Raw genomic sequence first — 17,020 nt, forward strand, 5'->3', positions numbered from 1 at the left:
GATCGGACGGATCGGTCAGACAACCATGGCTCCACAGGAACCCCGGGCCGGGGAGGCCCTCGCGGCCTCCCCGGCCGCCGGGGGCCGGACGGTGTGGCGGCGGCTGCTCGCGCGGCGCGCCGTCCTCGCCGCCGGCCTCGTCATCGTCCTGCTCGCCCTGATCGCGGCAGCGGCACCGCTGCTCAGCGCGCTCGAAGGGCAGGACCCCACCAGCTACCACAACGACCTGCTCGACTCGGCGGCCGGCGGGGTGCCCACCGGCTCCTTCGGCGGCGTCAGCGCCGAGCACTGGCTCGGTGTCGAACCCGGCACCGGGCGCGACGTGTTCGCCCGGCTGGTCCACGGCGCCCGGATCTCGCTGCTCGTCGCCGTCGGCGCCACCCTCGTCCAGGTCGCCATCGGCGTCCTGCTCGGCCTCGCCGCGGGCCTCGGCAGCCGGCTGCTCGACCAGCTGATCGGCAACACCACCGAGGTGATGCTCGCGCTGCCCTCGCTGGTCTTCGCCATCTCGCTGATGGCCGTCGTGCCCTCCGACTTCCCCCGCCCGCTCCTGCTGACCCTGGTCATCGGGCTGCTCGGCTGGGCCGGCACCGCCCGGCTGGTCCGGGCGCAGACGCTCAGCCTCCGCCAGCTCGACTACGTGGCCGCGGCCCGGCTCGCCGACGCCACCCGGTGGCGGATCGCCCGCCGGGAGCTGCTGCCGTCCCTGGCCGCGCCGGTCATCACCTACGCCGCGGTGCTGCTGCCGTCCAACGTGATCTCCGAGGCCGGGCTGTCCTTCCTCGGCGTGGGCGTCAAGCCGCCGACCTCGTCGTGGGGCCAGATGCTCTCCGGCGCGACCACCTGGTTCCGCGCCGACCCGACGTACGTGCTGCTCCCGTCCGCACTGCTGTTCGCCACGGTGCTCGCCTTCACCGTGCTCGGCGACGCCGTCCGCACCGAGCTCGACCCCCGCGCGGCCTCCCGGCTGCGGGTCGGGACGGCGCGCGGCGCCGGCTCGTCGGGCACCGACGCGTCGGGCACCGCATCGCCGGGCAGCGGCTCGCCGGAGCCCGCCCGCCCCGGCCCGTCGGCCGCCACCGCCGCCGAGGAGGCCCCCGCATGACCCGCTTCCTGCTCCGCAGGGCCATCGGCATGGTCGGCGTCCTGCTCGCCATCTCGCTGATCGTCTACGCGGTCTTCTACATCGCCCCCGGCGACCCCGCCCAGCTGGCCTGCGGCGAGAAGTGCAGCCCCGCCCAGGTCCTCCAGGTGCGCGAACGGCTCGGCCTCGACGCACCGGTCCACCTCCAGTACGCCCACTTCCTCCAGGGCGTCGTCGCCGGCCGCGACTTCAGCGCCGGGACGGGCCTGCTGCACTGCCCGGCGCCGTGCCTGGGCGTCTCCTACCGCAGCGGCGAGCAGGTCACCGACATGATCGCCGCCCGGCTCCCGGTGACGGCCTCGCTGGCGCTCGGCGCGATGGTGCTCTGGCTGGCCCTCGGGGTCGGCACCGGGCTGCTCTCCGCGCTGCGCCGGGGCCGGCTCAGCGAGCGGCTGCTGACCGCGCTGACGCTGGCCGGCAACTCCATCCCGGTCTTCGTCATCGGCCTGGTGCTGCTCATCGTCCTGTGCGCCCAGCTCCAGTGGCTGCCGTTCCCGAGCTACGTACCGCTCACCGAGGACCCGCAGCAGTGGTTCTGGGGCCTGCTGCTGCCCTGGGTCTCGCTCGCGCTCATCGAGTCCGCCAAGTACGCCCGGCTGACCCGGTCGTCCATGCTGGAGATCCTCGCCGACGACCACATCCGGACCTTCCGGGCGTACGGCGTCAGCGAGCGGCGCCTGGTGACCAGGCACGCGCTGCGCGGCGCGCTCACCCCGGTGATCGCGCTCACCGCCATGGACCTCGGGACGATGTTCGGGTCCGCCGTGCTGACCGAGTCGCTGTTCGGGCTCCCGGGGCTCGGCAAGCTGCTGGTCAGCTCGGTCAGCCTGATCGACCTGCCGACCGTCGTCGGCCTCACCCTCGTCACCGGGTTCGCCGTGGTCCTCGCCAACGTCGTCGCGGACGTGCTCTACGCGGTGACCGATCGAAGGGTGGTCCTGACGTGAGCGCCGAACCCCTGGCTCCTCCCCTGGTCGACGTCCGGGACCTGGTCGTCGACTTCCCGGTCGGCGACGGGCACGTGCGCGCCGTCGACGGCGTGGGCTTCACCCTGGAGGCCGGGCAGGCGCTCGGCATCGTCGGCGAGTCCGGGTCGGGCAAGAGCACCGTCGCCTACGGACTGCTCGGCCTGCACCGCGGCACCGGCGCCCGGGTCGGCGGCTCCGTCCGGGTCGCCGGCGTCGACGCCGTCACCGCCGAGGGCGACGAACTGCGGCGGCTGCGCGGCGGGTTGGCCGCCATGGTGTTCCAGGACCCGCTCTCCGCCCTCGACCCGTACTACGCCGTGGGCGACCAGATCGCCGAGGTCGTACGGGTCCACCGGGCCGTCTCCCGCCGGGCCGCCAGGGCCCGGGCCGTCGAGGTGCTCGGCCGCGTCGGCATCCCCGACCCGGCACGGCGCTCGCGGTCGCGCCCGCACGAGTTCAGCGGCGGCATGCGCCAGCGGGTGCTGATCGCGATGGCCCTGGCCTGCGAGCCGCGGCTGCTGGTCGCCGACGAACCCACGACCGCGCTGGACGTCACCGTCCAGGCCCAGATCCTCGACCTGCTGCACGAGTTGCGGGCCGAGACCGGGGCCGGGCTGGTCCTGGTCACCCACGACCTGGGGGTGGTCGCCGGGAGCGTCGACCGGGTGCTGGTGATGAAGGACGGCCGGGCGGTGGAACACGGCCCGGTCACCGAGGTGCTGGGCGCACCGCGCGAGCCGTACACCCGCGCGCTGCTGTCGGCGGTGCCCCGGGTCGACGCTCCGGGCGCACCGGGGGCTCCGGGGGCTCCGACCGGGCCTGCCGGGCCTGCCGGGCCTGCCGGAGGCACCGCCGCAGACGGAGCCGCCGAGCGCACCGACGGCGACGTCCTGCTCGAAGCCACCGACCTGCGCCGGGAGTTCGCCACCCGCGGCGGCCTCACCCGCCGCGCGGCCCCCGTGGCCGCCGTGGACGGCGTCTCGCTCACCGTGCGGGCGGGCGAGACGCTGGGCATCGTCGGCGAGTCCGGCTCCGGCAAGACCACGCTCGGGCGGATGCTGGTCCGGCTGCTGGAGCCGACCGGCGGCCGGCTCCACTACCGCGGCCGGGACATCGGAGCGCTCGGGGAGAAGGAACTGCGCCCGCTCCGGCGGGAGTTGCAGATGGTCTTCCAGGACCCGGTGTCCTCGCTCAACCCGCGCCGCAGCATCGGGGAGTCCATCGCCGACCCGCTGCGGATCGCCGGTGAGAGCGACGAGCGCCGCATCCGCGCCCGGGTCGGCGAGCTCCTCGAACGGGTGGGCCTCGACGCCGACTGGTACCACCGCTACCCGCACGAGTTCTCCGGCGGACAGCGCCAGCGGGTCGGCATCGCCCGGGCGCTCGCACCGCAGCCGCGACTGATCGTCTGCGACGAGCCGGTCTCCGCGCTGGACGTCACCACCCAGGCCCAGGTGGTCGCGTTGCTCGGCGAGTTGCAGCGCGACCTCGGACTCGCGCTGGTCTTCATCGCCCACGACCTGGCCGTGGTCCGGCAGGTGAGCGACCGGGTCGCGGTGATGCGGGCCGGGCGGATCGTGGAGCACGGCGACGCCGACGCCGTGTACGACTCCCCCCAGCACGCGTACACCAAGGGCCTGCTGGCGGCCGTGCCGGTGCTGGACCCGGTCGAGGCGACCGCCCGGCGCACCGCACGGCTGGCATCCGCCGGGGCCTGACCGGCTCCCTGACCGACCCCCTCACCGGCTCCCGGCCGGGGCCCTGAGCGGCTCCCGGTCGGGGCCCGCACCTCACCCGGTGCGGGCCCCGGCCGGAGTGCTCAGCTCAGGCAGCCGACGTGCGCCAGGGCCCGCTTGAGCAGTGCCCCCTGACCGCCGGGCATGTCCTGCTGCACCAGCGGGGAGGCGGCCTCCTGCGGGCTGAACCAGACCAGGTCGAGCGCGTCCTGACGCGGCCGGCAGTCGCCGGACACCGGCACGACGTACGCCAGCGACACCGCGTGCTGGCGCGGGTCGTGGAACTCCGTGATCCCCAGGGTCGGGAAGTACTCGGCGACCGTGAACGGTTGCAACGAGGCCGGGATCCGGGGCAGCGCCACCGGGCCGAGGTCCTTCTCCAGGTGCCGCAGCAGGGCGTCCCGGATCCGCTCGTGGTGCAGCACCCGGCCGGAGACCAGCGTGCGGCTGACCGTCCCGTCCGGTCCGATCCGCAGCAGGAGACCGATCTGGGTGACCTCGCCGGCGTCGTCGACGCGGACCGGCACGGCCTCGACGTACAGGATCGGCATCTTGGCGCGGGTGGTCTCCAGCTCCTCGGGGGCGAGCCAGCCTGGCGTGGTTTCCGTCATGTCAGCCATTCGCCGATCGTACGTTCCCGGGCCCCGTCCGCGCCGGGCGCCCCGCCCGTCACACCGTCGAGCGCCCACCCGCCGCACCGGCCCGCCGCACCGCGCCGCCCGGAGGCCCCCCACCAGAGCGCCCGGAACCGCGCTCGACGGGCACTTGAGGAATCCGGCCCCCACCCCCCGGCCCAACTAGGGTGCGACGCGTCCGCCCCACCATTCCGTCGACCCGAACAAGCAGCCGAATGACGCCCACCCGAGCGGACGCCCCGCGCCCGAGAGGAGAACCGCCATGCACCTCAAGGTCCTCGGCCCCCTCACCGCCGACCTCAACGGCATCTCCGTCGTCCCCACCGCCGCCAAGCAGCGCCAGATCCTGGCCCTCCTCGCGCTCTACCCGAACCGCATCCTGCCCACCGCCACCCTGATCGAGGAGATCTGGGGCGACGACCCGCCCAGACAGGCGCTCACCACCATGCAGACGTACATCCTGCAACTGCGCCGCCGGATCACCCAGGGCCTCGGGCCGACCCCGCACATCACCGCCAAGGACATCCTGACCACCCGGCACGGCGGCTACCAGCTCACCACCCACCCGGACAACCTCGACGTCCACACCTACAGCCTGCTCACCACCCAGGGGCAGCACGCCTTCAACCACGGCCACGACCACCAGGCCGCCACCCACTTCCGGCAGGCCCTCGCACTCTGGCACGGCCCGGCCCTGGTCGACGTGCGGCCCGGTCCGATCCTCGCCATCGAGATCATGCGCCTGGAGGAGAGCCGCCTGATCACCCTGGAACGCCGCATCGACACCGACCTGCGGCTCGGCCGGCACAACGAGCTCATCCCCGAACTCACCCACCTCACCCACCAGCACCCGCACCACGAGGGCCTGCACGCCCAGGCCATGGTCGCGCTCTACCGGGCCGGCCGGCAGACCACCGCCCTCGCCACCTACCACCACCTGCGCCACCGCCTCACCACCGAGCTCGGCATCCAGCCCTCCCCGCACCTGCAACACGTGCACCACGCGATCCTCACCCTCGACCCCACCCTCAACACCCCGACCACGGCCCACCCGACCACCTACAACCTCTACCCGGCCTGAGCTCCCGCCCCGACCACCCCACCGACCCCCGCCCCCGACCACCGACCACCCACCACCGGCCCGAGCTCCCAGCCCGCCCTCACCCCCAGGACCCGCCATGACCACCGCACCCGAGCAACCCCTCGCCCTGATCACCGGCGGCACCCGCGGGATCGGCCTCGCCATCGCCCGCGAGCTGGGCAGCCGCGGCCACCGACTCTTCATCTGCGCCCGCACCGGCCCGCACATCACCGACGCGCTGGCCACCCTGCGCGGCGAGGGCCACCGGGCCGACGGCACCACCTGCGACGTACGCGACCCCACCCAGGTCAGCGCGCTGATCCGGCACGTGGTGGCCGAGCACGGCCCGATCACCGTGCTGGTCAACAACGCCGGCCGCACCGGCGGCGGGCCGATCGCCACCACCACGGACGAGCTCTGGTACGACGTCATCGACACCAACCTGAACGCCGTCTTCCTGGTCACCCGGGAGACCCTCAAGCACGGCCACCTCACCGGCACCGCGCACCCGCGGATCATCAACATCGCCTCCACCGCCGGGAAGCAGGCCGTCACCCTCGGCGCCCCGTACACCGCGAGCAAGCACGCCGTGATCGGCTTCACCCGGGCACTCGCCAAGGAACTGGCCCCGACCGGCACCACCGTCAACGCCATCTGCCCGGGCTACGTGCACACCCCGCACACCACCCGGATCCACCACGAGTACGCCACCGCGTACAACACCACCCCCGAGACCATCCACCAGCACTTCCAGACGCACATCCCGCTCGGCCGCTACACCACCCCGGAGGAGGTCGCCTCGCTGGCCGGCTACCTCACCTCCCCGACCGCCGCCAGCATCACCGCCCAGGCGCTGAACGTCTGCGGCGGCCTCGCCACCCAGTAACCCCGGCGCAACCCTGGCCGGCCCACGGGAAGGAACCGGGCTCCGGTGCCCGCTGATCAGCGATGACGAACCGTCACTTCTCCAGCGCACCCGTCACCCTGCTGGTGGCCGGCGCCCCGTCGCCCGAGCCCTGCCTGCCCGCCGCCCGCCCGCCGAGACGGCTCGACGCCGGGGCGGTCAACGCCGCGCTGGCCCGCACCGCCACCCGCCGGTGGCGGCCGCCGCAGCCGCGCGGAGCCGGCCGGCCCCCGGAGTTCCTGCTGGTCGAGCTGCAGCAGACGTACGCGGCCGACGTGCTGCGCGCCGCCCTGCGCGCCGTCGACGCGCCCGGCCCCGCGCCCCAGGACCGGGCGGACGCGCTCTGGGAGCGCACGGTGGACGGCCCCGACGGGCTCGACCGGGTCCTGGCCGACCTCGGACGCGCCCTCGCCGCCGGAGCGCGGCTGCGCGCCGTCCTGGTCGAGGACCGCCGGGACGGCCTCCGGCGCCTGTTCGTCGGCATCGCCGCCGGACCGTCCGCGCGCGCCGCCGAACTCGTGGAGCGGCTGCGGGAGGCGCTGGCGCACCCGCCGGAGCCCGTCACGGTGCCGACCAGCGCGCTGCAGCGGGAGATGCTGCGCCAGGTGATCGGGCGCGCCGACCACGGCGGGCGGCACGTCGAACAGCTGTCCTGGAACTGGCACGGGCCGCTGGACACCGACCGGTTCGCCGCCGCCTGGCAGTCCGTGTTCGACCACGAGACGGTGCTGCGCGCCGCCTTCGACTGGGACGACACCGCCGGCGACCCCTGGATGGTGCTGCACGAACGGGCCGTCCCCGACGTCACCCGGCACCCGCACGGCGCGGTCGGCTGGGACGACCTGCTGGAAGCCGACCGGCACCGCGGCTTCGACCTGCGCCGACCCGCCCTGCTGCGCGCCACCCTGCTCGACTCCGGCCCGCAGGACCAGGACGAGGGGCCGGTCACCCGGGTCCTGCTCACCTACCACCACGCGATGCTCGACGGCTGGAGCGTGCGGCTGCTCCTCCAGGCCTTCTACCGCGCCTACCTGACCGGCGGCGTCCTGCCCGGCGGCGAGCGCCGCCCCGACGTCCGCGACCACGCCCGCTGGCTCGACGCCCAGGGGACCGACGCCGCCCGGCAGTTCTGGGCCACCCGGACCGCCGCCGGCGCCGTCCTCCCGCTCGCCCCCGACCCGACCCGGCGCGGCAGCGGACGCACCCGGCGCCGGCTCACCCCGTACGAGGCGGTCCGGCTGCGCGGCTGGGCGGCCGCCTGGGGGGCGGGCGAGAGCAGCGCCCTCCAGGCCGCCTGGGCGCTGCTGCTCTACCGCGCGGCGCAGTCCCACGAGCAGCGCCGGCCGGCCCGGGCGGTGCGGGTCGGCTTCGCGGTGACGGTCTCCGGGCGGGGCATCCCGCTGGACGGCATCGACCGGCTGCCCGGCGCGCTGCGCAACCCGCTGCCGATCTCCGTCCGGGTCCACCCGAGCACGACGGTGCCGCAACTGCTCGCCACCCTGCGCGACGGCGTGCTCGACCTCGCCGCCTACGAGTGGGTCTCGCCCGGACAGGCCCACCGCTGGAGCAACACCCCGCGCGGGCAGCGGCCGCACAGCCTGGTCGTCCTGGAACACCAGCCGACCGCCCCGCACCACCTGCGGCTGGAGACCGACCTGGCCGCGCACGGCATCCACGTCGAGAACCCCGTACCGGCCGGCACCTTCACCTCGTACCCGATCACCCTCGCCGCCCACTACGACGCCACCGGCGGACTCGTCCTCACCACCACCCACGACCGCGCCCTGCTGGCCGACCGGGACGCCGTCGAACTCCTCAGCCAGAGCGCCCACCTGCTGCGCACCTTCCCCGACCTGCCGAGCGGCCTCAGCACCTCCGAGGTGCTGCGCTCCACCCTCGCCGGGCACCCCGCGCCCCGACCCGGCGGGCCCGCCGACCACCCGCCGGCCCCGGACGAGCCGGACGCGCCGGACGCGCCGGGGGACGGCCCGGCCGTCCGGCTGGAGGTGCTGCGCCGGGCCGCCCGCCCCGGCGCGGGCTGGGTGCTGCTGCTGCCCCCGCCCGACGCCCCGCACACCCGCTACCCCGGCACCGCGCGCGGCTGGCCGGGGCCGCAGGCCCTCGGCGTGCTCCGCCCGGCCGCCGGCCCGCCGTCACCGGCCGCCTACCGCCCGGTCCTGGCCCCGCTGCTGGAGTCCCCGGCCCCGGTCGCCCTGGTCGCCGCGCCCGGCAGCGGCGTCACCGCCTACGAGGTCGCCCGGCTCGGCCCGCCCGCCCGCCCCCCGCTGGTCGTCCTGCTCCCCGACGACGCCGCCCCGTCCGACCTGTTCGCCCTCGCCCCCCTCCTCGGCGGCACGCCCCCGCCGTGACGTGCTGCCCGCGGGAGCAGGGCGTGTCCGACCATTCGCGTCGGATCAGCGTGCGGCGTCTGGGTGCGTGCATCGCAAGGCGGAGGAGGGAGTCCATGCGGAGTATCGGCGACCGACGACAACGCGGCGAGGTGCGCTTGTGCCCTGGGGGTACCTCCCGGCCGAAGGCTGGGGGAACGTCGCACGCCCGGCGGGAATGGTCGGACACGCCCTAGGGTGAGGCATGGCCCGCTTCGTCCTGACCCGCCGTTCGCCCCTGCCCCCGGCCGTCTGCTGGGAGCGGCTGACCGCCTGGCCCCGGCACGGGGACCGGGTGCCGTTCACCCGGGTCACCGTGGTGCGGGGCGGTGGCGGGCGGGCGGGGGACGCCATCCTGGCCCGGACGGTCATCGGGCCGTTCCGGTTCGACGACCCGATGGAGATCGTCGGCCTGACCGCCCCCGCACCCGGGCGCGACGGGCTGTGCCGGTTGGAGAAGCGGGGCCGACTGGTGCTCGGCTGGGCCGAACTGCGCGTGCGGGCCGCCGGCCAGGACGCCGGGCGGGCCGGGGAGACCGGGGCGGCCGCCTGGTCCGAGGTGACCTGGACGGAGGAGCTCCGGGTCGCGGGCCTGCCCGCGCTGCTCGACCCGCTCGTGACCCGCGCCGGGCGCCTGGTCTTCGGCCGGGTGCTGGACCAGTTGCTGGAGCCGGGGCCCTCTACGGCCTGACGTCGCGCCAGAGCCGGTACTGCCGGCGGACGTACCCGCGCGGGTCGCCGTCGACCGTGACGCGGTCGTGCTCCGCCGGCGCCTGGTGACGGGCCCGACCGGTGGCGTCGGGTCGACCGGTGGCGTCGGGCCGGCCGCCTACGCCGACAGGATCCGCCGCAGGACTTCCCGCAACTCGGCGTCGGCGGCGGGCGGGTGGGGCGCCTGCCAGGCGATGTGGCCGTCGGGGCGGGTGAGGAGCGCGCCGGTGGCGGGGAGGCCGGAGAGGCCGGGCCAGTCGGCGGCGGGCAACGCCCGCAGCACGACGGGCAGGCCCGCCGCCGCGGCGGTGTCGGCCTGGTGTCGCCAGGCGGGGTCGTCGGCGGCCGTGAGCAGGGTGAAGCCGGGGCCGACGAGGTCGAGCGTCGATGCCGCCCCGGGGAGTCCGGCCGGGCGCAGGTGCGGGAGGCGCCCGCCGGGCCCGCCGTCGGGGTGCTCGCCGTCCGGGTCCAGCGGTGGGCGGGCGGGGGCGTCGGGATCGGCGTGGACGGCGGTGGAGCGGTAGGCCGCGGTGAGCAGCAGTTCGTCGTCGATCCGGTAGCCGGTGCGGGCGCGGGAGTTGGCGAGGGACAGGTCGATGACCTGCCGGGCGACGGGGCGGCGCTCGGCCTGGTAGGTGTCCAGCAGCGCTTCGCCGGCCGACCCGGCCACGACCGCGGCGAGCTTCCAGGCCAGGTTGTCGGCGTCGCCGATGCCGGTGTTCATGCCGTGCCCGCCGGTGGGGGGCGTCACATGGGCGGCGTCGCCCGCGATCAGGACCCGTGACCGGCGGTAGGTGTCGGCGAGTTGGGCGTCCAGCCGCCAGGTCTGGGTGTCCCGGACGGTGACGTCGAGGTCGGGCAGTCCGGCGGCGTCGCGCACCAGCCGGGCCAGCTGCCGGTGGTCGCCGAGGAGGTCGGCGAGGTCGGCGCGCCCGGGGTCGTAGGGGTGCTGGTAGATCCAGTGCCGGTCGTTGTCCACGGCCAGGAAGCCGCCGCGGCCGGGCTCGGTGAGGAAGTAGGACGCGCTGGCCCGGTCGGCGACGACCTCGCCGAGCGGCGCCTCGAAGCGGATGCTGAGGAAGTGGCCGAGGCCGGTCGGCCCTGCCATGGCGATCCCGGCGCCGGTGCGGACGGTGCTCGCCGCGCCGTCGCAGCCGATCAGCCAGTCGGCGCGCACGGTGTGCCGGTCGCCGGTGGCCCGGTCCTCCAGCACCGCGTGCACGCCCTCGCCGCTGCCTGCGGATGCGCCGGCAGCGGCGGGTTCGGTGAACTCGGTGAACTCGGTGAACGAGAGCAGCCGGGTGGCGAACCGCACGCCGTCCGGGGCGAGTTCACGGGCCCGGCGCAGCAGCACGGCTTCCAGGGCGTCCTGCGAGCAGATGAGCCCCGGCGACGGGGTGCGCTCGGCGCCGCCCTCCGGGGCGGCGGCCACGCCGGTGCGTACGAAGTCCGGGTCGACGAGGTCGCGGCCGCGGTAGAAGAAGACGTGCGAGGCCGGGAGCCCGGCCTGCCGGATGTCGGTTTCCAGGCCGAGCCTGCGGAAGATCTCCATCGAACGCGCGGACACGCCACGGGCCTTGGGGTGGCGGGAGGTGCCCTGGTGCGCCTCGACGAGCAGGTGCGGCACGCCGTGCCCGGAGAGCAGGAGCGACATGGTCAGGCCGACCGGGCCTGCGCCGACGATCAGGACGGGCGTCGTTGCCGGGAATCGCATGCCACTCCTTCGTAACGCCTACTTTTGAATTTCGACGTTACCATGGGGTGGGCAAACGATCGGAAGGGGCGCACCCATGACCCAGGACCACGACGGCGGCAACCCCCGCGGCCTCCACTTCGTCACCGAGCTCGCAAACACCGTCCGCGCCGACCCCGAAGCGGGCGCCGCCGACCTGCAAGCCCTCCTGGAACGCCACGGAGGCCCGCCCTTCCGCCTCACCGACGCCGACGCCCGCGAGCTGCGCGGGGCCACCGCCCCGCTGATCGGCATCCTCGCCCTCCACGACGAGGACGAGGCGGCCGAGGCGATCAACGCCCTGCTCGACCGCTACCCGGCCCGCCCCCGCCTCGTCCGCCTCCCCGGCCGCCCCTGGTCGATGCACACCCAGGCGCCCCCGGCCGCCGGCCTCACCCACTGGCTGCTCTCCACCTCCGCGCTGGCCCTCGGCCTGTGGCTCAGCGAACGCGGCACCTGCGCCTGGGGCGAGTGCGCCGCCCCCGACTGCGACCGGTTCTTCATCGACACCGGCCGCCGCACCCCGCAGCGCTTCTGCACCCCGCGCTGCGCCACCCGGGTACGGGTCGCCGCCCACCGCGCCCAGCGCGCCACCGGCTGACGGCCCGACGGCCCGCCCCTCCCCCACCGGTCAGCCGGCCGGGCGTCCGGATTCTCCGCCGGCGCCTGCCGGGGACGGCGGCCCGGCCTGGTATCCGGGAGTCACCGACGGGCGGGTCCCTGCTGGGTCAGGAGGACGGCGGACGCCAGGACGGCGACCGCGGCGGCGAAGACGCCGGCGGCGGTGCGCAGTCCGACGGCGCCGATCAGCGCGCCGACGCCGACGGCCGGCAGGGCCAGCAAGGTGTACAGGACGGCGAAGAAGGCCGAGACGGTACGGCTGCGGGTCTCGGGCGGAGTACGCGTGCCGATGAGCGCGATTCCGTGGCCGACCGCGACACCAGTCGACAGGCCGGCCGTCAACGCCGCGCCGAGAAGCGGCAGGAGGGAGGCCGCCGCCACGGCGGCGGCGATCAGCCCGGCCGCGACGATCAGCCCGACGCACGCCGCGGGCAGGGCGGCGCGGCCCAGCCGTGCGGCCAGGAGCTGGCCCGTACCGGTGCAGGCGAAAGCGAGGGAGACGGTTGCCGCGGCCGCCAGGTGGCTGTGGAGGTGCGCGACTTCGGCCAGGAACAGCCCGGTCACCGCGGTGAGCACGCCGAGGACGGCGAACCCCGCGCCCGCGGCGAGCACGGCGCGCCGGAACTCCGTGCGGATCGCCGTGGGCACACGGGGCCCGCGGGCCGCCGAACCGGTTCCCCGCTCCCCCGGCGTCACGGTCTCGGGAGCCACGGTGAGTGCGGCCAGCGCTGCCAGCAGCAGGGCCGCCGCGACCACCCAGACGGTTCGCAGCGGCCAGGCGGTGGTGTCGGCGAGCACGGCCGCGAGCAGCGGGCCGCAGGCCAGGCCGCCCATGTTCGCGGCGAGCGCCCGCCGCCCGGCACGGAACCGGCCGCCGGCGGGCGCCAGTTCCGCCAGGTGGGCGGTGGCGGTCCCGGTGATGAGCGCGGCGGCCAGCCCGGACAGCACCCGTCCGACCAGCAGGGCCGTCAGGTTCTCGGCGAGCAGGAACACGGCGGCGGCGGCCAGGGCGGTGAGCAGCGCCGCGGCGGCAACCGGGCGGCGGCCGTACCGGTCGGAGAGTCCGCCGAGTGCCAGCAGTCCCGCGACCACGGCCAACGCGTAGACCGCGAAGGCCACGGTCACGGCGAACGGAGAGAAGCCGAAGGCGCGCTCGTACAGCGGGTAGAGGGGTGTGGGCACCGTCGTCCCGGCCGTGACGGCCCAGAAGGCGCCGGCGACGGCCCAGGTGCCGGCGCGCCGGCGGCCGCCGGGGACGCCCGTGCCGGGGGCGGCGGCGGTCCCGGCTGCGGGCGTCGTCGGCAGGGTCGGTATCGGGGCGGTGTGCGGTTCCACGGGCCGGGTTCCTTTCGCGTGGGCGTTCCGGTGAGGGTCAGCGGGCCGGGAGGAGTGCGGCACGGCGTTGCCAGTACTGCCATCCGGCGTCGATCTGACTGTCGGGCCAGGCCACCGCGTCCTTCTCCAAGCATTCCTGGTGGCCGGTCCAGTGCCGGAGCTCGCCCGCGGCCCGGGCGGTGAGCTGGGTCCGGCAGGCCCGTTCGAGCAGGATCGCGTACATGACCGCGTGGGCGGTGTCGCGGCCGACCGCCGCCAGGCCGTGTCCGGGCATCAGGCAGGCGCGGGCGCCACCGAGGTCGGCCGCGAGCGCGCGGCCCAGTGCGGGGGTGCGGACGAGGTTGTCGGTGGCGGTGTACCGGGGCAGGCCGTGCTCGGCGAAGACGACGGCGTCGTGGCCGAGCGCACGCAGCGGTTCGCCGAGCGCGCTGAAGGCGTTGACCGTCGGGGAGTGGGTGTGGACGCTGGCGTGCACCTCGGGCCGGGCCCGCATGAGCGCGGTGTGGAGGTGGTGTTCGAGGTGGACCCGTCCGGTTCCCGCCAACTGCTCACCGGTCCACGAGACGAGCAGAACGCGCTCGGGGGTGATCTCCTCCAAGCCCCAGCCGGCCGACTTCATCCACACGCCACGCCCGTCCGGATCGCGGACCGCCAGGTGTCCCCACACCATGTCACCGTGCCCGGCCGCGGCCAGCGCCCGGCTGCCCAGCGCGACCAGCGCGACCGGGTCGTCAATCGTGCCGTCCGTCATGGATCGTGCTCCTTGATGTCGTGTCCGGGCCCGTTCTCGGGCCGCCCCGTTCGACGGGGCCACCGCCGCGGCAGCCGTCCCCTCTTTTGTGCGCCGGGGGTCTTCGGACCGTGTACTCGGTGACTTCGGGCCGCGCGAACCCGGGACCTCGGGGCCGCCGCCTGCCGCGGTGCTCCCGACCCTAGGACCGGCTGCGGATTGCGACCAGTGAAAAGAGTGCAAGTGCTATTTTCACTAGGTGAAAGTCACGTCCCTCGACCTCAATCTCCTCGTCGTCCTCGATGCCGTGCTGGAAGAGGGCAGCGTCACCGCCGCGGCCCGCCGGCTGGACCTGTCGGTTCCGGCCGTCAGCCGGGCCCTGGGACGACTGCGGACCGCGTTCGGCGATCCCCTGCTGGTGCGCTCCAGCCGCGGACTGAAGCCGACCGCGCACGCACTGGCGCTGCGTCCGCGGGTGCGGGCCCTGGTCGAGGACGCCCAGAACCTGCTGGGGCCCGCTGAGGATGACGCGCCGGCCGCCTGGCGCCGTACCTTCACCGTCCTGGCACCCGAGGACCTGATCGGGTGCTTCGGCGAAGACCTGCTGACCCTCGTACGGGCCGAAGCCCCCGGCGTCCAACTGCGCTTCCTCAGCGAGGGGCGGGCGGCCGACGAGAGCGCGGCTGTGCGCGAGGGCACCGCCGATGTCACGATCAGCGTCAACGCCCCCAAGGAGGCCGACCTCCGCGCCGAAGGACTGGTCCGCGACCCGCTGCTCGGCGTGGTCCGCGCCGGCCACCCGCTGAGCCGAGGCGAGGTCACACCGGCCCGCTTCGCGGCGTGGGACCACGTCGTGGTCTCCCGTCACGGCCGCCTGCGCACCGCAGTCGACAGACTGCTGGAGGCCGAGGGAGTTCAGCGCACCGTCGCGATCTCCGTGCCCGGGTTCACCACGGCCCTGCGCCTGATCGCCACCGGCCACCTCGTCGGGATCGCACCGGCCACCCTGGCCGACAGCCTGGCCGACGCGCTCGAACTGGCCACCTTCCCGGTGCCGTTGGCCGTGAAGCCGCTCCGCGTCAGCATGCTGTGGCACCCCCGCCACGAGAACGACCCGTCCCACCGCTGGCTACGCGCCCGCATCCGCGAAGCGGCCGGCCGCCAGACACCCCCGTGACGCGCGACGGCCCGCACCAGCATGGAACCGCAGGCGAGATCGAACCCGGCTGCCACCGCGGCCCGACCTGGTTCCTCGGCGACGGCGCCCGAGCCGCCGACCGCCCCGGCTTCACCGACACCGGCCTCCGCCTCTTCCCCAACACCGGCCCCCGGCTGCTGCCCGAATCGGCGGCGCCGACCGGCTGGTGAGTGTTCCACCGGTGGTTGCTGCGCTGCGAGGGGCTCGCCGACCCGGCGGACGGAGCGGAACTGCCGGACGCGGTGGGCGCGTGCCCCCGGGGGACCGGGATTGCGCCCTGGGGTCGCGTGGCGGGCGCTGCCTTCGGGAGTGTCCGCGGCCCGGACCGGGGGGTGGGCTGGGGCGGCTGGGTTCAGGCCCGGGTGGGGTGGGTGAGGGTGCGCCAGGCGCCGTAGCCGCCGAGGAGGTCGGAGACGTCGGGGTGGCCGTGGTGGCGGAGCAGGCTGGCGGCGATGGAGGAGCGGTGGCCGCCGGCGCAGTGGACGACCAGGGGGTGGTCGGTGGGGATCTCGGCGAGGCGGGTGGGGAGTTCGGCCAGGGGGATGTGCAGGGATCCTTCGATGGAGCCGGTTTCGCGTTCGCCGCAGGTGCGCACGTCCAGGACGGTGGGGGGCTGGTCGCCGGTGAGGGTGGTGCGGAGTTGGTCGGCGGTGAGGCGGCCGGCGGGGGTGAGGTCGTCGGCGAGGGCGGGCAGGGCGTTGTCGGGGTTGCGCAGGTAGCCGGCGATGCGGTCGAAGCCGATGCGGGCGAGGCGGGTGATGACCTCGTTCTCACGGTCCTGCGGGGCGATGATCGCGATGGCACTGTCGGGGGTGAGGACGGTGCCGGCCTGTTCGGCGAAGCGGCCGTCGAGGGGGACGTTGATGGCGCCTCGGACGTGTCCGGCACCGAAGTCCTGGGGGCTGCGGGCGTCGAGGACGACGGCGCCGGCGGCTCGGGCCTCGCTGAAGCCTTCGGGGCACAGCGGGGCGGCGGCGTTCGTGGGGTCGAGCAGCGGGCGGTCCTGCCGGTTGAGGGCGGCATCGTGGCCGAAGTAGGCGGGGGCGGTGGACTGGCCGGCGGTGACGATGCGGACGAAGGTGTCCTGGTCCATGGGCCGGCAGGCGTAGTTGGTCCGGCGCTGCGTGCCGATGGTGGACCGCTTCTCGGTGGAGAGGTTCTTGCCGCAGGCCGAGCCGGCGCCGTGGGCGGGGAAGACCAGGGTCTCGTCGGGCAGACCCATCAGCTTGCGGTGGACGCTGTCGTAGAGCATGGCGCCGAGTTCGTCGGCGGTGACGCCGGTGGAGGCGAGCAGGTCGGGGCGGCCGACGTCGCCGATGAACAGCGCGTCGCCGGTGAGCACGCCGTACGGGACGGCGTCGTCGGGCTGCTCGAAGACCAGGATGCTGATCGACTCGGGCGTGTGCCCGGGGGTCTCCATGATCTGGAGGGTGACGTCGCCGAGGACGATCCGTTCGCCGTCGGCGAGCTTGCGGATGGGGTACTCGGTCTCCGCCCGGCGGCCGTAGCCGATCCAGGCGCCGGTGCGGTCGGCCAGTTCGAGGTGGCCGGCCAGGAAGTCGGCGTGGAAGTGGGTGTTGATGACGGCCTCGACGGTGAGGCCGCGGGCCTCGGCGTCGGCGACGTACTCGTCGACGTCGCGGCGGGGGTCGACCACGACGGCACGGCCGGTGCGCTCGTCGGCGATCAGGTACGAGGCCTGGGAGAGGCAGTCGAGGTAGAACTGGGCAAAGTACACGGGGAACCTCCTGGGCGGCGTCGGGCGCCTCGGCGTAATCTCGATACCCCCACCGGTATATGCGCCAGCATGCGGCCCCACGGTCGATACGGGGCGGGGT

At 75.2% G+C, this 17,020-nt stretch carries 15 protein-coding genes; 10 read left to right on the forward strand and 5 right to left on the reverse strand.

The genetic code is table 11. The annotated features are described in order from the left end of the window. Positions 1 to 25: 25 nt before the first annotated feature. Genes OG556_RS01345 through OG556_RS01355 form a run of 3 tightly spaced genes read left to right on the forward strand, consistent with a single transcriptional unit; the run spans position 26 to position 3,830 of the window. A complete protein-coding gene (locus OG556_RS01345; RefSeq protein WP_371515424.1) occupies positions 26 to 1,105 on the forward strand; it encodes an ABC transporter permease in 1,080 nt (359 codons plus the stop codon). Then, on the forward strand, positions 1,102 to 2,091 hold the full coding sequence (locus tag OG556_RS01350) for an ABC transporter permease (RefSeq protein WP_371515425.1): 990 nt from the start codon (positions 1,102 to 1,104) through the stop codon (positions 2,089 to 2,091). The genes OG556_RS01345 and OG556_RS01350 overlap by 4 nt, the downstream gene beginning before the upstream one ends. Before the next feature lie 11 nt (positions 2,092 to 2,102). Further along, positions 2,103 to 3,830, forward strand: a complete 1,728-nt coding sequence (locus tag OG556_RS01355; protein WP_371522513.1) for an ABC transporter ATP-binding protein — start codon at positions 2,103 to 2,105, stop codon at positions 3,828 to 3,830. Positions 3,831 to 3,931: 101 nt separating this feature from the next. Here OG556_RS01355 and OG556_RS01360 read toward each other — a convergent pair whose 3' ends face one another. Continuing rightward, positions 3,932 to 4,459, reverse strand: coding sequence for an NUDIX hydrolase family protein (locus OG556_RS01360; RefSeq protein ID WP_371522515.1), 528 nt, complete (start codon positions 4,457 to 4,459; stop codon positions 3,932 to 3,934). Positions 4,460 to 4,745: 286 nt separating this feature from the next. Between OG556_RS01360 and OG556_RS01365 the strand changes: the two genes are divergently transcribed. The 4 genes from OG556_RS01365 (at position 4,746) to OG556_RS01380 (ending at position 9,546) form a co-directional block, all read left to right on the forward strand. Beyond that, positions 4,746 to 5,564 (forward strand): BTAD domain-containing putative transcriptional regulator, encoded by an 819-nt coding sequence (locus tag OG556_RS01365; protein ID WP_371515426.1) that lies wholly within the window; start codon positions 4,746 to 4,748, stop codon positions 5,562 to 5,564. A gap of 97 nt (positions 5,565 to 5,661) precedes the next feature. Continuing rightward, on the forward strand, positions 5,662 to 6,450 hold the full coding sequence (locus OG556_RS01370) for an SDR family NAD(P)-dependent oxidoreductase (protein ID WP_371515427.1): 789 nt from the start codon (positions 5,662 to 5,664) through the stop codon (positions 6,448 to 6,450). A gap of 62 nt (positions 6,451 to 6,512) precedes the next feature. Next, positions 6,513 to 8,837 (forward strand): condensation domain-containing protein, encoded by a 2,325-nt coding sequence (locus OG556_RS01375; RefSeq protein ID WP_371515428.1) that lies wholly within the window; start codon positions 6,513 to 6,515, stop codon positions 8,835 to 8,837. 223 nt (positions 8,838 to 9,060) lie between these two features. Beyond that, positions 9,061 to 9,546 carry an SRPBCC family protein gene (locus OG556_RS01380; RefSeq protein ID WP_371515429.1) on the forward strand — a complete coding sequence of 162 codons (486 nt, stop codon included), beginning with the start codon at positions 9,061 to 9,063 and terminating at the stop codon, positions 9,544 to 9,546. Between the two features lie 138 nt (positions 9,547 to 9,684). Here OG556_RS01380 and OG556_RS01385 read toward each other — a convergent pair whose 3' ends face one another. Continuing rightward, positions 9,685 to 11,280: an FAD-dependent monooxygenase gene (locus OG556_RS01385; protein ID WP_371515430.1), complete on the reverse strand. Its 1,596-nt coding sequence runs from the start codon at positions 11,278 to 11,280 to the stop codon at positions 9,685 to 9,687. Positions 11,281 to 11,356: 76 nt separating this feature from the next. On the opposite strand from OG556_RS01385, the gene OG556_RS01390 reads away from it, so the two are divergent. Further along, the gene (locus OG556_RS01390) at positions 11,357 to 11,899 is read left to right on the forward strand and encodes a CGNR zinc finger domain-containing protein (RefSeq protein WP_371515431.1); all 543 of its coding nucleotides are present in this window, start codon (positions 11,357 to 11,359) and stop codon (positions 11,897 to 11,899) included. 101 nt (positions 11,900 to 12,000) lie between these two features. Here the strand turns inward: OG556_RS01390 and OG556_RS01395 are convergent, their stop codons facing one another. Both OG556_RS01395 and OG556_RS01400 read right to left on the reverse strand, forming a co-directional pair. Continuing rightward, positions 12,001 to 13,254: an MFS transporter gene (locus OG556_RS01395; RefSeq protein ID WP_371515432.1), complete on the reverse strand. Its 1,254-nt coding sequence runs from the start codon at positions 13,252 to 13,254 to the stop codon at positions 12,001 to 12,003. A 37-nt stretch (positions 13,255 to 13,291) separates the two neighbouring features. Next, positions 13,292 to 14,005 (reverse strand): class II aldolase/adducin family protein, encoded by a 714-nt coding sequence (locus tag OG556_RS01400; protein WP_371515433.1) that lies wholly within the window; start codon positions 14,003 to 14,005, stop codon positions 13,292 to 13,294. 238 nt (positions 14,006 to 14,243) lie between these two features. On the opposite strand from OG556_RS01400, the gene OG556_RS01405 reads away from it, so the two are divergent. Both OG556_RS01405 and OG556_RS01410 read left to right on the forward strand, forming a co-directional pair. Next, entirely contained in the window at positions 14,244 to 15,161 is a 918-nt protein-coding gene (locus OG556_RS01405) for a LysR family transcriptional regulator (RefSeq protein WP_371515434.1), read from the forward strand. Continuing rightward, positions 15,158 to 15,352, forward strand: coding sequence for a hypothetical protein (locus OG556_RS01410; RefSeq protein ID WP_371515435.1), 195 nt, complete (start codon positions 15,158 to 15,160; stop codon positions 15,350 to 15,352). The genes OG556_RS01405 and OG556_RS01410 overlap by 4 nt, the downstream gene beginning before the upstream one ends. 182 nt (positions 15,353 to 15,534) lie before the next feature. On the opposite strand, the gene OG556_RS01415 is transcribed toward OG556_RS01410, so the two are convergent. After that, a complete protein-coding gene (locus OG556_RS01415; protein ID WP_371515436.1) occupies positions 15,535 to 16,920 on the reverse strand; it encodes a rhodanese-like domain-containing protein in 1,386 nt (461 codons plus the stop codon). Positions 16,921 to 17,020 lie beyond the last annotated feature (100 nt).

This window comes from Kitasatospora sp. NBC_01300 (assembly GCF_041435235.1).
Taxonomy (GTDB): Bacteria; Actinomycetota; Actinomycetes; order Streptomycetales; family Streptomycetaceae; genus Kitasatospora.

Bases quoted from the DNA above. Each gene is read 5' to 3' on its own strand.
- OG556_RS01385 (WP_371515430.1), bottom strand. From the start codon at position 11,280: ATGCGATTCCCGGCAACGACGCCCGTCCTGATCGTCGGCGCAGGCCCG.
- OG556_RS01350 (WP_371515425.1), top strand. From the start codon at position 1,102: ATGACCCGCTTCCTGCTCCGCAGGGCCATCGGCATGGTCGGCGTCCTG.
- OG556_RS01400 (WP_371515433.1), bottom strand. From the start codon at position 14,005: ATGACGGACGGCACGATTGACGACCCGGTCGCGCTGGTCGCGCTGGGC.
- OG556_RS01365 (WP_371515426.1), top strand. From the start codon at position 4,746: ATGCACCTCAAGGTCCTCGGCCCCCTCACCGCCGACCTCAACGGCATC.
- OG556_RS01390 (WP_371515431.1), top strand. From the start codon at position 11,357: ATGACCCAGGACCACGACGGCGGCAACCCCCGCGGCCTCCACTTCGTC.
- OG556_RS01375 (WP_371515428.1), top strand. From the start codon at position 6,513: ATGACGAACCGTCACTTCTCCAGCGCACCCGTCACCCTGCTGGTGGCC.
- OG556_RS01345 (WP_371515424.1), top strand. From the start codon at position 26: ATGGCTCCACAGGAACCCCGGGCCGGGGAGGCCCTCGCGGCCTCCCCG.
- OG556_RS01360 (WP_371522515.1), bottom strand. From the start codon at position 4,459: ATGACGGAAACCACGCCAGGCTGGCTCGCCCCCGAGGAGCTGGAGACC.
- OG556_RS01370 (WP_371515427.1), top strand. From the start codon at position 5,662: ATGACCACCGCACCCGAGCAACCCCTCGCCCTGATCACCGGCGGCACC.
- OG556_RS01380 (WP_371515429.1), top strand. From the start codon at position 9,061: ATGGCCCGCTTCGTCCTGACCCGCCGTTCGCCCCTGCCCCCGGCCGTC.